The organism is Skermanella sp., assembly GCF_059503625.1.
On the sequence record NZ_JCACHA010000361.1, the window covers coordinates 1 to 2,673 of the forward strand.

Annotated in this window: 2 protein-coding genes and 1 pseudogene; 2 read left to right on the forward strand and 1 reads right to left on the reverse strand. The window is 63.6% G+C overall.

What is annotated here, in order from left to right:
* Positions 1-235 (forward strand): annotated as a pseudogene (locus tag AC5JJ6_RS08190) (hypothetical protein); the annotation flags it as partial.
* Between the two features lie 299 nt (positions 236-534).
* Entirely contained in the window at positions 535-1,515 is a 981-nt protein-coding gene (locus AC5JJ6_RS08195) for a Bug family tripartite tricarboxylate transporter substrate binding protein (protein WP_496041564.1), read from the forward strand.
* A 251-nt stretch (positions 1,516-1,766) separates the two neighbouring features.
* On the opposite strand, the gene AC5JJ6_RS08200 is transcribed toward AC5JJ6_RS08195, so the two are convergent.
* A complete protein-coding gene (locus AC5JJ6_RS08200; RefSeq protein WP_496041565.1) occupies positions 1,767-2,432 on the reverse strand; it encodes a catalase in 666 nt (221 codons plus the stop codon).
* Positions 2,433-2,673 lie beyond the last annotated feature (241 nt).

Consider the following 2,673-nt stretch of genomic DNA (forward strand, 5'->3'; position numbering starts at 1 on the left):
CCAGTCACTCGCTCCGCCGCCTCACCCTCCGCGAATGGCCAAAGTCGAGCTAAGAACCTATCGCTACAAGGCTGCGGGGCTCATCCTCAATCAGGTTTCGCGCGCGCCGGCGCTGAAGGTCTGGGCGACACGGCGGGCTAAACCGTCCGACACCAGGAAGGTGGCCGTCGCCGGAGCTTGGAAACTCTCGGTCGTCCTCCACGGGGCCATAAGCGACGGCAGCGAGTTCCGCTGACGGGCCGAGAAAACCTCAAAGCACAACAGTCCTGCGGGCGATGTCCCGGCGCTGGCTGGCGCTCAACGCAGAAGTCAAAGGCTGGGATAGGCATCTCAAGCTGCTGACCCGACTGCTTACCCGGATTTGGTCCGGGCGTGCGGCATGGGCGCGGGCACCACCGCCGCATATTGCTGCTGATCGGCGCCAAATGCGAGTGCATGCAGCCGCGATATTGTTCTAGAAGCCGCCATGAGCAAACATAGCGTCCAGCAAAGTCCGAACAACCGGACGGCAGCCTTGCTGGGAGGATGAAATCGATGAACATGGCCTCAATCGGCCGTCGCTCGGCAGTCGGTGCCGCGCTTACTGCGACGGTGCTCGCGTGCCCGGCCATCGGCCAAGGACGCTTCCCCAATCGCCCGGTGCGGTTCCTGATCCCCTGGGCACCGGGAGGCACACTCGACGCCTTCATCCGCCTGCAGGGCGAGTTGTTTCAGCAAGATACCGGCCAGACGCTGATCATCGAGAACCGACCTGGCGCCCGGGGCACGTTGGCCGCTCAGTTCCTGCTCAACCAGGCGCGACCCGACGGCTACATCATCGCACATCACCATCTCTCGGTCATCCGGCATCCTTTCCTGACGAAACGGCCGACTTGGGATCCGGTGAATGACTTCACCTACATCATGCAGCAAACGGGCTTCGTCTTCGGCCATGTGGTGCACCCAGCCTCGGGCTGGAGTACACTGGCCGAAATGTTTGCTGAAGCACGGAGACGCCCAGGTGAGCTCACCTACGGCACCTCCGGGATCGCAACCTCCAACCACCTAGCCATGGAAGAACTCTGCCAAAAGGAAGGCGTGCAGATGACGCATGTGCCTTACCGCGGCACCTCCGAGAACATCACTGCCGTACTGGCTCGGCAGCTGGACTGCATCGCCAACTCCAACTCCTGGGCCCCGGTTGTCGAGACGGGGCAGTTGCGGCTGCTGGCTGTATGGACGAAAGAACGGCTGCGCAGCTTTCCTAGTGCGCCGACGCTGCTGGAGCTTGGCTACGGCATGGTGGTGACCTCGCCCTACGGCATAGCCGGGCCGAAGGGCATGGAGCCAGAGGTGGTCGAGGCGTTGCACCAAGCCTTCCGGAAAACCCAGCTTCATCCGCGAGTACAAGACTTCATGGCCAGCAACGACATGCCAAACGAGTATCTCGGCCCCGCGGACTACACCGCATTCGCACGCGAACGCGCCGAGTACGAGCAGCGCATGGTCACCCGGCTGAACCTATCAATCGATTGATTAGTCTAGAAAACGAAAGGAACGGTGAGCCAGTGTCCAAACCTTTGGTCGAAGCTCAGGGTCGGACGCTGACCGGGGTTTACTCCGACATCGCTGGCGGAATTGTTGGTCGCCGCCCGACCGGACCGCATCTTCGCAGCTGCGACGCCCTCACCGGACTGCGGAAAGAAGATTTTGGGATGAGTTTGGCGGTACGCCAAGCGCTGGCAACTTGGTGGGGCACATCCATGGTGCGGACCTCTGGCCTGGCGTTATTGAGCCCGCATCCGCTTTGAGAGCGACACCGCATAGGGTGCTGGGCGAGCACAGAGTGTCGGCTCGTCGCTCAACTCCACCCTGGGCTGATTGGCGAGTGCCAGGAGGCTGATCCGGTCGCAGGCGCCGCCTGGCCCGGGTGCGACTTTGATGACCGTCAGCCGGCCAGCCGTCACGCATGGCCGGTTGTCGGGCCATGCGACGGTCGGGTCGTTCAGGTCATCGCCAGCCTGCGGGAAGATCAGCATCATGTCGAAGGCGGCAGGCGCCTGGGCGATCCGGCCTCGCAGCTCTTCGGCCAGGAAGTCGGCGGGCAGGCTGCGCATCTGCTCATCGCTGAGGCGCTGCGTCCCGGCCGCGGGCTCGAACACCCAGCGTGCCGGGCGGACCTCGCCATCGGCGCCGCGAAAGCGGAAGGTGTTGACGCCCCAATAGGGCGTTGTCGCCCAGCTCGCCGGCGGGGCATTGGCGGCGAGCCACCTTCCCTGCAGCGTGGTCTTCGGGTTCGCGGCAATGAAGGCATCGATCGCCGCCTGGCCCGACCGCCCAGTGGCCGGGCTAGGCCGGCGCATGCGAAGACCCTCGGCCATTGGTTCGGGCGTCGGCGCTCCGAAGATGGGGACAGAAATATCTGCCATGTCCCCAGCCGCACAGTTGAGCATAGCGAATCGAGAGGTTGCGGGTGCTGCGGCTGGTATCCGCCGGCGGCAGGACTACCGCCAACTTCGAAGCGGGCCACCGTCGAAATGCGTCGCTCGCTGAAGGCCGGCAAGTCCGACAAACGTGCCATCGAACAAGCTGGCCGAGCAGGTGCCGTTGAGGCGGCTGAAGCGATGAATTCGGATCGGGCTAAGTGACCGTTTGAGAATGGCTTGGCGCGGTTGGATGGGCGTGATTCAAGCT